This window comes from Lacihabitans sp. CS3-21 (assembly GCF_024343675.1).
Taxonomy (GTDB): domain Bacteria; phylum Bacteroidota; class Bacteroidia; order Cytophagales; family Spirosomataceae; genus Leadbetterella.
This window is the reverse complement of the sequence record NZ_RJUD01000011.1, coordinates 60,892-76,355: the sequence shown is the minus strand read 5'-3', so window position 1 is coordinate 76,355 and position 15,464 is coordinate 60,892. Positions and strand designations below refer to the sequence as shown.

19 protein-coding genes are annotated in these 15,464 nt (G+C 35.8%); 16 read left to right on the top strand and 3 right to left on the bottom strand.

What is annotated here, in order from left to right:
- Nucleotides 1-7: 7 nt before the first annotated feature.
- The 16 genes from EGI24_RS08930 (at nt 8) to EGI24_RS08855 (ending at nt 11,668) form a co-directional block, all read left to right on the top strand.
- Nucleotides 8-397, top strand: coding sequence for a low affinity iron permease family protein (locus EGI24_RS08930; RefSeq protein WP_255048029.1), 390 nt, complete (start codon nt 8-10; stop codon nt 395-397).
- A gap of 119 nt (nt 398-516) precedes the next feature.
- Nucleotides 517-1,119 (top strand): porin family protein, encoded by a 603-nt coding sequence (locus EGI24_RS08925; RefSeq protein ID WP_255048028.1) that lies wholly within the window; start codon nt 517-519, stop codon nt 1,117-1,119.
- Nucleotides 1,120-1,215: 96 nt separating this feature from the next.
- Nucleotides 1,216-1,974: an ABC transporter permease gene (locus EGI24_RS08920; RefSeq protein ID WP_255048027.1), complete on the top strand. Its 759-nt coding sequence runs from the start codon at nt 1,216-1,218 to the stop codon at nt 1,972-1,974.
- 104 nt (nt 1,975-2,078) lie between these two features.
- Nucleotides 2,079-2,819 (top strand): ABC transporter ATP-binding protein, encoded by a 741-nt coding sequence (locus EGI24_RS08915; RefSeq protein WP_255048026.1) that lies wholly within the window; start codon nt 2,079-2,081, stop codon nt 2,817-2,819.
- 47 nt (nt 2,820-2,866) lie between these two features.
- Nucleotides 2,867-3,769, top strand: coding sequence for an MlaD family protein (locus EGI24_RS08910; RefSeq protein ID WP_255048024.1), 903 nt, complete (start codon nt 2,867-2,869; stop codon nt 3,767-3,769).
- 377 nt (nt 3,770-4,146) lie between these two features.
- A complete protein-coding gene (locus EGI24_RS08905) occupies nt 4,147-5,055 on the top strand; it encodes a YihY/virulence factor BrkB family protein (RefSeq protein ID WP_255048023.1) in 909 nt (302 codons plus the stop codon).
- 107 nt (nt 5,056-5,162) lie between these two features.
- Complete coding sequence (locus EGI24_RS08900; RefSeq protein ID WP_255048022.1) at nt 5,163-5,285, top strand: hypothetical protein; 123 nt, start codon at nt 5,163-5,165, stop codon at nt 5,283-5,285.
- An 18-nt stretch (nt 5,286-5,303) separates the two neighbouring features.
- Nucleotides 5,304-6,362, top strand: coding sequence for a hypothetical protein (locus EGI24_RS08895; RefSeq protein ID WP_255048021.1), 1,059 nt, complete (start codon nt 5,304-5,306; stop codon nt 6,360-6,362).
- Nucleotides 6,340-8,709: a glycosyltransferase gene (locus tag EGI24_RS08890; RefSeq protein ID WP_255048020.1), complete on the top strand. Its 2,370-nt coding sequence runs from the start codon at nt 6,340-6,342 to the stop codon at nt 8,707-8,709. The genes EGI24_RS08895 and EGI24_RS08890 overlap by 23 nt, the downstream gene beginning before the upstream one ends.
- Nucleotides 8,710-8,817: 108 nt before the next feature.
- A complete protein-coding gene (locus EGI24_RS08885) occupies nt 8,818-8,976 on the top strand; it encodes a lmo0937 family membrane protein (protein WP_255048019.1) in 159 nt (52 codons plus the stop codon).
- A gap of 29 nt (nt 8,977-9,005) precedes the next feature.
- Nucleotides 9,006-9,326 (top strand): YtxH domain-containing protein, encoded by a 321-nt coding sequence (locus EGI24_RS08880; RefSeq protein WP_255048018.1) that lies wholly within the window; start codon nt 9,006-9,008, stop codon nt 9,324-9,326.
- 60 nt (nt 9,327-9,386) lie between these two features.
- The gene (locus EGI24_RS08875; protein WP_255048017.1) at nt 9,387-9,740 is read left to right on the top strand and encodes a hypothetical protein; all 354 of its coding nucleotides are present in this window, start codon (nt 9,387-9,389) and stop codon (nt 9,738-9,740) included.
- The gene (locus tag EGI24_RS08870; RefSeq protein ID WP_255048016.1) at nt 9,737-10,141 is read left to right on the top strand and encodes a hypothetical protein; all 405 of its coding nucleotides are present in this window, start codon (nt 9,737-9,739) and stop codon (nt 10,139-10,141) included. The genes EGI24_RS08875 and EGI24_RS08870 overlap by 4 nt, the downstream gene beginning before the upstream one ends.
- Before the next feature lie 198 nt (nt 10,142-10,339).
- On the top strand, nt 10,340-10,528 hold the full coding sequence (locus EGI24_RS08865; protein ID WP_255048015.1) for a CsbD family protein: 189 nt from the start codon (nt 10,340-10,342) through the stop codon (nt 10,526-10,528).
- 22 nt (nt 10,529-10,550) lie between these two features.
- Entirely contained in the window at nt 10,551-10,985 is a 435-nt protein-coding gene (locus tag EGI24_RS08860) for a hypothetical protein (RefSeq protein WP_255048014.1), read from the top strand.
- Nucleotides 10,986-11,026: 41 nt separating this feature from the next.
- Complete coding sequence (locus tag EGI24_RS08855; RefSeq protein WP_255048013.1) at nt 11,027-11,668, top strand: porin family protein; 642 nt, start codon at nt 11,027-11,029, stop codon at nt 11,666-11,668.
- A gap of 303 nt (nt 11,669-11,971) precedes the next feature.
- Here EGI24_RS08855 and EGI24_RS08850 read toward each other — a convergent pair whose 3' ends face one another.
- The 3 genes from EGI24_RS08850 to EGI24_RS08840 form a co-directional block, all read right to left on the bottom strand.
- Nucleotides 11,972-12,925 carry a fumarylacetoacetate hydrolase family protein gene (locus tag EGI24_RS08850; RefSeq protein ID WP_255048012.1) on the bottom strand — a complete coding sequence of 318 codons (954 nt, stop codon included), beginning with the start codon at nt 12,923-12,925 and terminating at the stop codon, nt 11,972-11,974.
- A 117-nt stretch (nt 12,926-13,042) separates the two neighbouring features.
- A complete protein-coding gene (locus EGI24_RS08845; RefSeq protein WP_255048011.1) occupies nt 13,043-14,179 on the bottom strand; it encodes an FAD-dependent monooxygenase in 1,137 nt (378 codons plus the stop codon).
- 28 nt (nt 14,180-14,207) lie between these two features.
- Entirely contained in the window at nt 14,208-15,323 is a 1,116-nt protein-coding gene (locus EGI24_RS08840; protein WP_255048010.1) for a S9 family peptidase, read from the bottom strand.
- Between the last annotated feature and the right edge of the window lie 141 nt (nt 15,324-15,464).

Genomic DNA, 15,464 nt, shown 5'->3' with positions numbered 1-15,464 from the left:
TCTAATAATGAAAACTATTTATATTAAAATCGAAAAGTTTTTTGAAAAAATCACTTATCTCATTACCACTATATTGGGTAGCTCCATCACTTTTTTTTTGGCTTTCGTAATGGTGGTTTTTTGGTTTTTCAACCGCCAATATAGCAACCATGACATCAATGAAGTCATCAGAGATTTAATTCACGGTGTAACATTTTTGAGCTTATTTGTCATTCAAAAAGAATTCAGCAGGTTTTCAGGTTCACTTCATCTAAAAGTAAATGAACTGGTGGCATCTACAGAAACAGCAAGTAATTCGGTGATAAACGTAGAATCAAAAACTGAAATAGAAATATACGAGCTACAGAAAGAATATGCCGAATTGGCAGAAAAAATAGAAAATACAGAAGAAAAGTAAACAAAAAATATTGTGCCATGTGTGAATTATGTAAGTGTTTGATAGTATTCTATAACATGTAACACCATAAATCGTCGCACCTTTGTATTATAATTATTTCGAATTTAAATACTAAGAAAATGTCAAAATTTACAATTATTCTTTTTGCAATATTTTTCATTCATATAGGAATGGTAAAAGCTCAAACGCTTTCTGTTGGTCCTATGGTGGGATTTAATATCTCTTCCCTTTCTGGCCCAACCAATACCAAAGCATTGCCTGGTATTACTTTAGGAGCTTTCGCAAACTACAGTGTTAATGAAAACGTAGGTATCGGTGCTAAGTTTATGTACTCGCAGTTGGGAACTGATTATAAAAATGTAGACTACATCAACAGATTGCACTATCTACAAATGCCTATCACTGCCATCTATTATTTTGGCGAAGGTGGTGACAAATTCAGACCAAAAATTTATGGTGGACCATATGTGGGTACACTTTTAAGTGCAACGTTAAAGGATGGAACCAAAATCACAGAAGCAAATGGTGGACCGGTTTATAAGAAATTAGACTTCGGTGCAGTGATTGGAGCTGGATTTAATTACCGTATTCAGGATCGTACATGGTTAAATGTAGACGCTGGTTTTAGCCAAGGCTTTGCTGACGTAAACGAATCACCAATAGCCAAATTTAAAAATCAAGCTTTCGGCTTAAACGTTGGAGTTAGTTTTCCAATAAAATAAGCTTGAGAGATCAATCGAAAAAGTCTGTTATAATTGGTTTTATAGCAGACTTTTTATTTTAAAATTCTTCAGCAAAACCTTCAAAAAAAGAAAAATATGGTGATAGAAATAAAAAATACTTTCGATGGAATAGGAGAATTTGTATTGTTCATTTTCAGGTTTTTTAAAGAGCTATTCAAACCGCCATTGGAACTAAGAGAGTTCGTAAAACAATGCTATGTAATTGGTTACAAATCACTTCCCTTGGTAGCCATCACAGGTTTCATCATGGGATTGGTGCTTACTTTGCAGTCGCGGCCTACATTGGCAGAATTTGGAGCAGAGTCTTGGTTACCTGGTATGGTAGCACTTTCTCTAATAAGAGAAATCGCTCCTGTAATAACTGCCCTTATATGTGCTGGCAAAGTGTCGTCGGGAATAGGTGCTGAGTTAGGTTCTATGAAAGTTACCGAACAGATCGACGCCATGGAGGTTTCGGCCATCAATCCTTTCAAATATTTGGTGGTCACCCGAATTCTGGCCTCTACATTGATGATACCCTTATTGGTTGTTTTTGCAGATGGAATTGGCATATTAGGTGGTTTCGTTGGGTACAATATTCATAGTGAGCTGAATATCGTCAGGTACAACTCATTGGTATTTGAAACCTTGGGTTTTGTGGATATTTTTCCAGCAACCATCAAAACCTTCTTTTTTGGATTCTTTATAGGCACCATTGGATGTTTCATGGGATTTACTGCTTCCAATGGCACCGAAAGTGTTGGTAAAGCTGCCAATTCAGCCGTTGTTTATGCCTCATTGGCCATTTTTATCATAGACATGTTAGCCGTTCAATTGACGGATTTAATTTTTTGATTGACAGATTCTAAAAAATAATTTCATAAACAACCTTAATACTTTCAAAAAGAATTTCTTAAAAACTATGAGGTTTTCAGATTAAATAAAAATTAAACAATAAAGTGGAAAATAAATCTCCAATTATAGAAATCAAAGGCCTTTATAAATCTTTTGGCAAAGATAAAGACGTCTTAAAGGGCGTTAATATCCACGTTAAAAAAGGAGAGAATTTGGTTATATTGGGGAAATCAGGATCGGGAAAGTCAATTACTATTAAATGTTTGGTGAGATTGGTAGAAGCAGATAGAGGAGAAATTAAGGTTTTTGGAACTGACTTGTCAAAATTAGACAATGATGAACTGAATGTAATCAGACTTCGAATCGGTTTTCTGTTTCAAAATGGTGCTTTATATGACTCCATGACGGTCAGAGAAAACTTGGGATTTCCTTTACAAAGGCATCGAGCAGAATTTACAGAATCTCAAGTGAATTTGGCAATTGAAGAAACATTAGAAAGTGTTGGCTTGTCAGAAGCTATCGACAAAATGCCCTCAGAACTTTCGGGAGGAATGAGAAAACGTGTGGGTTTGGCAAGAACATTAATTTTGAAACCTGAAATCCTCCTCTACGACGAACCCACAACTGGCTTAGATACGATCACCTCGAGAGAAATTAGCGAGCTGATTATTTCTATTCAAAAGAAATACAAAACAACCTCAATTATTATCACCCACGACATGGCATGTGCCAAATTTACAAGTAACAGAATCGTGATTTTGAGAGATGGATTGGTGTATACAGAAGGCACCTACGAAACATTGGAGAAAAGCGAAGATGAATGGGTTAGATCATTCTTTATATGAAATCAACTATAGGATATGCTGAAATATCATAATAAATATTAAAACAAATGAAAAAAGACGTAGGGTTTAGATGGAAACTGGGCATGTTTGTAACTGCAGGAATTCTCTTTTTCGCAGTCACCATTTATTTTGTAGGCAAACAGAAAAACCTTTTTGGTTCTACATTCCATTTAAAATCACACTTTAAAACCGTAAGCGGTTTAAAAATAGGCAATAACGTTAGATTTTCAGGTATAAATATTGGTACGGTAGATGCCATTGAAATGATTTCTGACACTTCGGTAATGGTTGACTTAATAATAGAAAAAAGTGCACAGCCATTTATTAAAACTGACGCCAAAGTAGGTATCAGTTCGGATGGATTAATGGGCGAAAAAGTCTTGGTCATTTCTCCAGGCACCTTTACTTTCAAATCAGTAAAAGACAACGACATTTTGACCTCAAAAAACGCTATTGAAATGGAAGATTTGATGTTGAGTATGAAAAAAAGCATAGACAACGTTGCCCTCATATCTGATAATCTAGCTCAATTTAGCTATAAGGTAAACAATGGCGATGGTGCTCTTTCCAAGATGATTTCAGATGAGCAATTTTCGAGCACCTTACAATCCACTTTAGTTAACCTTCAAAATAGCTCCAATGAATTTGCAAAATTTACCGAAAGTATGAACAGCGGAAAAGGTGCATTATCAAAACTTGTGACCGACGAAAAATTTGGAAAGACACTTGATTCAACTATGATGAATCTAAAAACAGGTACTAAAGGATTAAACGAGACGATTGACGCAGCCCAAAATAGTATTTTGCTGAAAGGTTATTTTAAGAAAAAAGAGAAAGCAGCTAAGCAGATCGAAATCAAAAAAGCGAATGCTTTAAAGAAGAAAAATACCACAATCATAAAAAGTGATTCTACTAAGCGTTTATTGACTCCTAAAGACAGCATTCAATAGAAAATTTGGAAGCAAAATATTTTAAATCATAAAATGATTGATGCAGAAATTCAAAAAAACGTTTTATTTTTTGCTATCGCATCCTTAGTAGTGATGATAATTACACTTGTTTTTTCTCCGATTGCAAATAGTTGATTGAAAAATATGGTAAAAAATCAACTGAGAGACAAAACACCATAAAACCTACCTAAGCAAATATTGTTATTGGTTTTGTGAAATTCTCCAAAGTGAGAGCTTAGGAATTGATTATAGACAGTGTTTTTTTGTCGCGTATTGGCACTAGCCATGTATTTGGAGATTTTACTATCCATCTAAAAACTAACAACCTTGAGGAAAGTCCATTTCCAATATTGTGGGTAAAAATATATCGACAAATTATGCCATTCAAAACTCAACATTTAAGTGAAATATTTAAGACTACTTTTATAGAGTGGGTAGCCAAAGATCCATTCCGGCAAAGTGCAGTTATTGCCTATTATGCTATTTTTAGTATTCCAGGATTACTGGTTTTAGTGATTGCCATAGCGGGTTATTTTTTTGGTAAAGATACCGTAAATCAAAATATCCTAGCTCAAGTCTCAAGTACTATGGGACCAGAAACTGCTTTACAAATACAAGAAATGTTGATAAACGCTAGTAAAACAAAATCTACCACCTGGGGTTCGGTGGTGGGTATGGTAACCATCCTCGTAGGAGCTACTGGAGTATTTGTTGAATTACAAATTACCCTAAACGCCATCTGGCAAGTTAAAGTAATCACAAAAAAAGGCATTTTGCCCATTCTTAGAGCAAGACTTTTTTCATTTGGCTTAATTTTGGCCACAGCGTTTCTGCTAATCGTTTCACTTGTTACCTCCACTGCCATAGTGGCTGTGGGAGAATTATTCAAGGAATACACTTCAAGTTTCACCATCCTATTTTTTAATATCATCAACTTCGTCTTTTCATTGGCAGTTATTTCCATGCTTTTTGCCTTGATTTTTAAAATTTTACCTGATGCCAAAATTCTTTGGAAACATGTATGGATGGGTTCTATCTTGACTGGCCTGTTATTCACGATGGGCAAAACTACACTCGCCTTTTACTTCAGCCAAGCAGACCCAGCTTCGGTTTACGGTGCTGCAGGCACCATCATTCTGATACTTTTATGGGTTTCTTATTCTTCTATGATTCTATTTTTTGGAGCTGAATTCACTGCCGCCTATGCAAAAAAATATTCGGGAAAAGTGCCACCGACCGAAATCGCAAAAGCTGAAACCCGCACAATTTCAAACAAAGATATATAGCTAATATTTGCCAAACACAATGTGTGAATCATATAAAAATCCATTAGAGTCTTGTAACACATTTTGGTTATAAATATTTGACCTTTGGAGTATTAAAAATATTCCATATGTCAAACGAAAAAGATACGAAAGATAAATCCGGCAAGAAGTCTCCTGCCAAAAACTTAAAAGAAAAGCGATTTGCAAAAGTTGCCAAGCGTGCAGAAAAAAGTAATCAAACCTCCACATGATATTCTAAATAAAATATTATGGTACAGGTAATTAAACAAGGGATTCTTTTTGAAAAAACACCCATCGAATTTGAAAGTAGCGGTGTTCTAAACCCTGGTGTTATTCAAGAAGGAAACGTGCTACATGTTTTTTATAGAGCAGTCAGTTTTAACAATTATTCCACCATCGGGTACTGCCAATTGGAGGGGCCTTCAAAGATTATAAAACGAAACAAAGCCCCCATAATAGTACCAGAATACGAATATGAATCACACGGTGTGGAAGACCCACGAATTGTAAAAATAGACGAGTTATACTATTTAAGCTACACCGCTTTTGACGGCATAAATGCACTTGGAGCATTGGCTATTTCTTCTGATTTGATACATTGGGAAAAGAAAGGAATAATTGTCCCACAGTTGACTTACGAAGAATTCAATACGCTTACAGAGCAAAAAAATATTCTAAACGAAAAATACCAAAGATTCAACGACCAACATCACCTTCAGACAGATTCAAACAAAAAAGTGCTGTTGTGGGACAAGAATTTGATCTTTTTCCCCAGAAAAATAAACGGTAAGTTTTTGTTTCTGCATAGAATAAAACCACATATCCAGATTTTGGTTGGCGTGGAGAAATTAGCAGAAATCACAGATGACTTTTGGAAAAGGTATTTTTTGAGCTTTGAAGACAATATTGTTTTATCTCCCAAATATGACCACGAAGTAAGTTATGTGGGAAGTGGTTGCCCTCCCATAGAAACTTCTGATGGATGGCTTGTAATTTACCATGGTGTACGAGATTCGATAAACGGTTATGTTTACTCGGCATGTGCAGCACTTTTGGACCTAGAAAATCCGCATATTGAAATCGCTCGTCTACCCTATCCTTTGTTTGAACCGACAAGAGATTGGGAAGTAAACGGCGAGGTAAACAATGTGTGTTTCCCTACAGGCACTGCCCTTTTCGGCGACAACCTTTATATTTATTATGGTGCGGCAGACGAAAGAATTGCCTATGCATCAGTCAGCATATTTTCACTATTACAAGAACTCAAACAAAACACAATTCAAAATGAGAAAAAACAAATTGCATAATTTTAAATACCAAAACTTACAAGGGGGACATACATTTGATTTTGGAAAAAACGAAATAGAACTAAAACATGATCTACCTGAAATTTTATTTGTTACCTCATTTCCACCGCGTGAGTGCGGCATCGCTACTTACTCGCAAGATTTAATTAAATCGCTGAAGAACAAATTCTTAAACTCTTTTAATATAAGTATTTGTGCTTTGGAGTCTGATAATGAAAAACATAAATATCAGGAAGAAATAAAATTTAAACTCAATACCGACTTATCGGGTGCTTTTGCAAATTTGGCTAAAGAGATAAACTTGGACAAAAACATCGCAACCGTGATGATTCAGCACGAATTCGGTTTCTTTGCGAAAAGAGAATTCGAATTCCAACAGTTTTTGGTGGCTTTGGAAAAACCCATCGTTTTAGGCTTCCACACCGTTTTGCCAAATCCAAACATTTCGTTGAGATTCAATGTAAACAAAATAGCGGCTGAAAGTAAATCTATCGTGGTAATGACCAAATCCTCCATGAAGATTTTGGTGCAAGACTATGGCATTTCGGAAGAAAAAATAGTAATAATACCTCATGGGACGCATTTGGTTGAACACTTAGACAAAGACCTTCTCAAATTAAAATATGATTTAAAAGGAAAGAAAGTCCTTTCTACTTTCGGACTGTTGAGTTCGGGAAAAAGCATCGAAACCACCATAAATGCACTTCCTGCAATTATCAAGGTAAACAAAAACGTCATGTTTTTGATTATTGGCAAAACACATCCGTCGGTTTTTAATCAGGAAGGAGAAAAGTATAGAAATATGCTACAAGAAAAAGTAACTGCCTTAGGTTTGAAAGAAAATGTGAGGTTTGTCAATTATTTTTTGCCTTTGCCAGACCTGTTGGAGTATTTACAATTGACTGATATTTACCTTTTTACATCGAAAGACCCCAATCAGGCCGTAAGCGGTACGTTTTCATATGCCATTAGTTGTGGCTGCCCTATTGTGTCCACACCTATTCCGCACGCCATGGAAGTATTAAAAGATGGAGCGGGCGTAATTGTTGATTTTGGAAACCCTCCGCAGTTATCTAAAGCAATCAATAAATTACTAAAAAGCAAAACTTTGAGAAAAAACATAAGTTCAGTTGGACTCCACAGCATGGCACCCACAGCTTGGGAAAATGCAGCCATAGGACACGCCAGATTGTTTCAAAAAGTAGCGGCAAAAAGTATTGATTTAGAATATAAAATGCCAGAAATAAATCTCAATTATTTAAAAAAATTGACGACTGAATTTGGCATGATTCAGTTTTCGATCATCAATGAACCTGACATAAACTCAGGCTATACGCTCGACGACAACGCCAGAGCTATGGTAGCCATGTGTATGCATTATGAAAAAACAAATAATCATGCTGATTTAGCTTACATAAAAACTTATCTCAATTTTATTACCTTTTGCTTACAATCCAACTCAAGGTTTTTAAACTATGTAGATGAAAGTAAGCAGTTTACAGAGCAAAATCAAGAAACTAATTTAGAAGATTCCAATGGCAGAGCCATTTGGGCATTGGGCTATTTGACTTCTCATTCAGATATACTGCCTCAAGAATTGGTTTTAGAGGCAGAAAACGCACTGGAGTTTGCCATCTCTAATGTTCTGGAAATTTACTCATCAAGGGCGATGGCTTTTACTATAAAAGGGCTTTACTACAGAAACAAAAAAAACAAAAACCTTTCAGACATAATATTGATTTCTCAACTATCCAACAGACTTGTTCAGATGTTTTTGCATGAGTCAGAACCACAATGGAACTGGTTTGAGGGATATCTCACCTATGGAAACAGCATTTTGCCAGAGGCTTTATTGTGTGCTTATTTGATCACTGATGAACCGATTTATAGAGAAATTGCGAAAACAAGCTTCGATTTTCTACTTTCGAAAATTTTTACAAAAAACACCATCAATGTCATCTCAAACAATGGATGGCTCCATAGAGGTGAAGAAACCAAACGTGTAACTGTAGGTGGCGAGCAGGCTATTGATATTGCTTACACTATAATGGCTTTGGAAAAATTCACGAATGTATTTGAAGACGAACAATATCAACTTAAAATGGAAATTGCTTTTAGCTGGTTTTTGGGTAACAATCATTTGCATCAAATCATTTACAACCCAAGTACTGGTGGTTGTTATGATGGTTTAGAAGATACTTACATCAACATCAACCAAGGAGCGGAGTCTACTGTGAGCTATCTGATGGCTCGATTGACCATGGAAAAAGGGATTTTAGAAAACATTATACAGCCAAAAGAACCAAAGAAAATCGCTATCAAATACGAAGTTGCAGAAACACTTTAGTGTGAATCTTGTAAGTTTTAGGGCAAATTGTGTAAGACAATTCTTACCTAAGGACGCGACCTTTGCAAAGAGAAAATTCAGTTTTGATAACCTTTAAAAACTAATAAAATGAGCAATTTACTATATTTAGTAGCCGTGATATTAATCATTATTTGGGCCATTGGGTTTTTCGCATATAGTTTTGGTGCCATCATCCATGTTCTACTGGTTATAGCAGTAATAGCCATCATCTTGAGAATCATTCAAGGCAAAAGCATAATTAAATAAAGATCAATAAACAATTTAAAATCAAGATAATGAAATCAGGAAAAGTATTATTAGGGGTGTTGGCTGGAGCGGCCGTTGGAGCTATAGCCGGAATATTGTTCGCCCCAGATAAGGGTTCTAGAACAAGAAAGCAAATCGTGGACAAAGGTGAAGATTATGCCGATGGTCTAAAAGAAAAATATGATGAAATGACAGCAGTACTATCCAAAAAATACAACAATGCGATGCAGGAAGTGGATGCACTAGTAGCAAAAGGAAAAAATAAGTACAACCAAGCAATGCTGGAAGTAGACCAAGCTATGGCAAACGGAAAGAACAAATTGGATGATACAAAAAATCAAAATTCTTGATAATCATTAAGGAAATGGCCGATTCATTGGATCGGCTATTTCTTTGTAAATACTTAAACGATGGATTTTAAAGAAGGGAAAATTGAGATGGTTTACGCAAAAATTGAGGACCTGGTTAGCAATCAACAAGAAATAATAAAACTGAAAGTTTACAGTAAATCTGCAGATATGGCTACTTTTCTGGTTATGAAAATAATCATGTTTGTTGTGGTAGGTTTGTTTGTTTTATTTTTAAACATTGGCCTGTCCATATGGCTGGGCGAAATCTTGGGCGAAACCTACTATGGATTCTTTGCATTGGCTGGATTCTATGCAATCGCTGCCTTAATCATCAAAACATTTCTTTACCGTAACATCGAATACAAAATCAATAATTTCTTTCTTATCAAAATTCTAAAGGGAGAAAAAATATGAAAAATCTGAGAGAACAGTTAGAGTTTAGAATTTCGGAACTCGAAGTCCAACAAAAAGAAAATCTACTTTTACTTAAAGAAGATTTACAAGAAATTGTTGAAAATTTGACACCAATGAATCTCATTAAAAAGGTAATTGGCGGCAGCGAAATATCACCAGAAAACATAGGTCAAAATATTCTAAATGATGCCATAGGAATTTCTTCGGGATATATCACAAAAAGATTGATGTTTGGATCTTCTAGCAATCCTGTCAAAAAAGTTATGGGTTCAATGTTCCAGTTTATTGTTGCAAAATTCGTATCGAATCAATCTGGAAGAATAGAAGCCATTGGAGATGTTTTAATTAGGAAAATTGGATCTAGATTTTCAAAAGATAGAACAGCAGTAATTGATGAATAGTCCGTTCAATCATGCTACATTCAAAATATCACAATAAAATAAATTAGATAACGGATTTTAAATCAACTCATTAATCTCCAAATTATATTTCTAGAATGTGGGAATTTCATAAACTTTAGTATAAATTTTGTAATACTCCTTAGCATAAAAAAGGTGACCTTTGATTATCAATTAAGAACAATATTACAAACACTAATTATGGCAAATCTTACGGAATTTAAAGGGAATTGGAACGAAACAAAAGGAAAGTTAAAGCAACAATTTGCGATGTTGACGGATGATGACCTGATGCTTGCAGAAGGAAAACAAGATGAGCTTTTGGGAAGATTACAAGTCAAGCTAGGAAAAACAAAAGAAGAAATTCATACGCTTATTTCAAGTTTATAAAAAATTACAAAACAAATACAAAATGAAACAAACATATTTAACATTGGCGGCTATCGCCATCCTTTTTACAGCAACAAATTGTAAAAGCGAAACAGAAAAAGTAGAAGAAGCAACAGCTGATGTGGTAGAAGCCGGTAAAGATTTGGAAGAAGCCAATACTGATTATCAAGTAGAAGTGGACAAGTACAGAATAGAAACTGCTGAAAAAATCGCTGAGAATGAAAAGTCAATTAAAGAGTTTAATCTTAGAGTTGCCAGCGAAAAGAAAGAAGCAAGAGAGGAATATAAAAAGAAAATTGCTGAGCTAGAAGCAAAAAACTCAGACCTCAAAATGAAAATGGACAATTACAAAGCCGACAGTAAAGAAAACTGGGAAAAATTCAAAGTTGAGTTTTCTCGTGACATGGACGAGTTAGGAGCTGCGTTCAAAGACTTGACTGTTAAAAATGTCAAATAATACTTCTAAGTGTCCATTTAACTAATAAAAATAAATTCACAATGCATAAATCACACATATTTTTAGCGATAATAACGCTATTAAGTTACACAGCTTTTTCTCAAGAAACACTAGAAGACGATAGAGGTAAGGTAAAATTCGGACTAAAAGGAGGCATAAATTACTCCAACAATTACGATTCTGAAGGAGAGGAATTTGTTTCAGAAAGTAAAGTCGGTTTTGCAGGAGGAATATTCTTAGGAATACCAATTGGCAAGTTTTTAGGGATACAACCTGAATTGCTCTATTCTCAAAAAGGATATAAAGAAACCGGACAGTTTCTTGGTAGCACCTACGACTTGACCAGAACTACGGATTACATTGATGTTCCGCTACTGGTTTCTATAAAGCCAGTAAAATTCCTTACCATTCAAGCTGGGCCACAGTTTTCTTATTTGGTGAAACAAAAAGACGTATTTACAAATCCACTTGCGACAATAGAGCAGGAAAATGAATTTAAGAACGACAATATCCGCAAGAATATTTTCGGATTTACAGGAGGCTTAGATATCAATATCAATAAATTGGTAATTGGAGCTAGAGCTGGCTGGGACATACAAAACAACAATGGCGATGGTACATCAACCAATCCACGATACAAAAATGCGTGGACCCAAGCAACCATAGGATTTAGAATTTTATAATAATCAAAAAAATAAAGACATGAACATTCAATTGATATTACTGGCCTTATTGTTAATGATTGGAATTTACGAAATAATTACATTAAGTTTTCAGCCCAAATCAGAGAAAGATTTGTCTTTATTTTGGAAGAAATCTATAAATAGTTTAAAGGTTTTTGAAAGGGAATTAAGAAATAATGCGATTCAAAAGTACTAATTACACGTATCTATTTTTATTAAAAAGCGTATATTTTATAGTGGTTAATAGGGTTAATTAAAAAATTCCACCTTAGATTAGGGTGGTTTTTTATTTTCTTCAAATCTCTAAACGACCGTATTTCTCAATATTCCAATCCCTTCAATTTCTAGTTCCACTACATCGCCAGGCTCTAGTGGTCTATGAACCGAGAAATTATTCTCAATCAAACTCCCCCAACCTACAGTTCCTGAGCCTAAAATATCTCCCGGCATTATGTTTACCCCATTTTCAGAAGCTCTTTCGAGCATTTGCCCAAAAGTATGGTGAACAGTTTTATAATTTCCTTGGCAGATGGTTACACCATTGATTCTTGAAGTCATTTTCACATCAAACCTTGCATCTTGCACATTTGGAACTTTTAAAGGTGCTTCAAAATAGCTTTCAGAAAAAGGTACTTCATGTTGTTCAAATTCGTCAGCAGTAACGATACAAGGACCAAAAGCATTTGCAAAATCTTTTCCTTTATGCGGTCCGAGTGGGATTGTCATTTCCACTTTTTGGGTTGCTCTTGCTGTCCAGTCGTTGAAAATGGTATAACCAAAAATGTAATTCTTGGCTTCTTCCTTCTTTATATCAGAGCCTGTTTTGCCGATTATGCAAGCTATTTCCAACTCGATATCCAGCTTAGATTCATTTGCTGGTCTTTTGATTTGATCATTTGGTCCAAACACATTGTGGTGGTTCGTAAAATAAAAGATGGGCAATTCGTACCAAGCCTCCCCTACCGTATGTCCAAATGACTTAGAAGCATTGAGCATGTGCATTTCGAAACCTATATAATCTCTAATACTTCGAGGATTGGGCAAAGGTGCCAAAAGTTTTACTTCTCCTAAAGTATAATGTGGCTCTACAGCACCCAATGATTTGATAATCTGAAAGTAATCTTCATGATGATCTATAAAAGTGAGCATATCAGTCGGCAGTTTTTCACTTGCCAAATGCATATCTATCACACTATCACCCTGCAACCAGCCAATTCGGCTTTCTTGGTCTTTATTTAAGAATGTTACTAATTTCATATTTGGTTATTTGTTATTGGGAAATCGGTTAATGGTTGATTGGAGAATTGGTTACTGGTTTGAGAGATAATTCTTTAATTCGCTTTCCTAATAACCAGTTTACCAGTAACTAATCAACTATATTTCCTCCGTTAAAGCCATCCCAGTCTTACCCATCAACATACCCATATTTGCACCTTCTGGAAGCGGTTGATCGTTGTATTCTAGTAATTCCCAAGAGCCTAAAGTTTCTGATACATCTACTACCATCTTACAGCGATCGTATCGTCGAGTCATATATCTATCGAATATCTCATTCACCTCACCTGCTTTCTGCAATTCCTCTATAAGGACCACGGCATCTTCGATGGCTAAGGCCGCTCCAGAACCCAACTGCGGAATGGTAGTATGAGCGGCATCACCCAAAACTACCACGCGGTTTTTATACCAAGGTGCCGGCATTTTGAGCGTCTCTAGTATTCTATAATTTACCAATTTGGCATCAGTCACTTGAGGTATTAACTCTTGAACCAACGGTATTGGGTAAGCCGACATGTAGGTTTTAAGTTTTTCCACCAGTTGGTCTTCTGGAATAATAGGATGATCGCCTTCAGCAGAGTTTAAAAAAATATAACACAAGTCTGCAGTCATTGGAATAACCCCCATTTTGTGTTTTTTATTAAAGAAAATATAGCCCGTATCCAAATCAGCTGGGCGTTTGAATGCATACCGCCAAACTGAAAGTCCTACATAAGTAGTTTTGAATTCTCCAAAAATCAGTTTCCGAACTTTTGAGTTTACCCCATCAGCTGCTATAACTATATCGTAGCTACCTGTCGTACCATCCGTAAACGTAACATTTACAATATCAGGCTGATTATCAATAGTTTCTACTGAAACACCCATACGGTATTTTAATCCCACTTTTTGAGCTTCTTCAAACAAAACATCGTGTAATATTTTTCTGGAAATACCATTGTGACTTGGAAACCTACCAATGGGCGGTGTTCCTGCCTCCCCTATTTGTACCCCATGTGGCAAGCATAATTTCACTTTTCCGTAGGGCGACCCTCTCCGCATAGCCTCGTCGGCCACCCCAATGGCATCTAATGCCCTAAGTGCATTGGCTTGCTGGATGATACCAACACCATAAACATTAAATTCAGAATGTATTTCTACTACATCTACCTCAAAACCAGCTTTTTTTAAACCTATGGCTGCAGATTGGCCGCCTATGCCGGCTCCGACTACTAAGATTTTTTTTATACTACTCATTTTTATTTAGGGTTGAAAATTAAATGGGTTATGCTTTTATTTTTTCTGCTATCCAATCGTACATTTCCAAAGTCGGCATAAAATCATCTACTTGGCAATGCTGAGCACCACTTTCGCCTGACGGAACAATTTTCATTTTATGTTCACAAGTCAAATGCTTTTCAAGTGTGATAGCGTGTTCTACAAAATTTTGTTTGTCATCTCCACCGTGCATAATAAAAGTAGGCATCGAAATTTGTTCGGCTACGCCATTTTCTAGGGTAAAACCTTTTAATTTTTCAAGCACTTCCTCATAGCTATTGGCATCCATGATGTGCATTACTATCTCTGCCAAAGGATGTTTAGCCGTGCGACCAGCCCAAACTGCATAATATGACCAAACAGCACCATAAACCATACAAACCTTGAAACGAGGCTCAAAAGCCGCACAGCGAGCAGCCATGTAGCCACCCATAGAAACGCCTGCTATTCCTATTCTAGTTATATCAACTTCACTTTGAAGGTTTTCTACAACATACTCATATACAGCCGTTCCAGCTACATTATAATCGTGACGAGAATGAATGTGATTCAAGCGTAATGCAGCTCCTTGCCCAGGCCCATCGACCGCCAAAAGTGCGATTCCTCTTTCGTTTAAGTGATTTCCGATTCCAAAATAAAGTTCTTCAGCCAGACTATCCAATCCGCCAAACATCACCATAACGGGTGGATTTTTCACTCCTGCTGGTTTGAATAAATAAGCAGGCAAGAATGAATTTTCAAACGGAACTTCGATTCGCAACGGTTTTTCGTCGAAATATTGTATAGCTCTAATGAAAGCTTCACGAGCTTTGGTGTAAGTATCGAGTTTTCGGCTGTCTTGCAGATTCATAAAAAACTCGGCAGTCCGCAAATAGTTAAATGCCCTCAAATAGGTTCTTCTTGCTGAAACAGGAGCATTGTTTTTCTCAAAATCTTCCGCCCAACCAAAAACTTGGTTGCCTTTTTCGAGCCAAGCAACATTAAAACTCTCCCTATTTTCAGGATCAATTTTTTGAGCAACTTCTATAATTTCGGCAAATTCACCACCCCCATAATGGGCTTGGCTCAATGCTCTATTTACTTGATATGAGGGCATGTACTGCCCAGGATAAAAATGCCACATTTATTTGGTTATTAGTGTATTTGTTACTGATTATTTGTTATTAGTATTTTTGTCATTGGTTTATTTGTCCTTTTTATTATTCAATTTATATTTTAATAATTTGTGTATTTGTAAAATGGTTTTTTGTTAATAGATTTATTG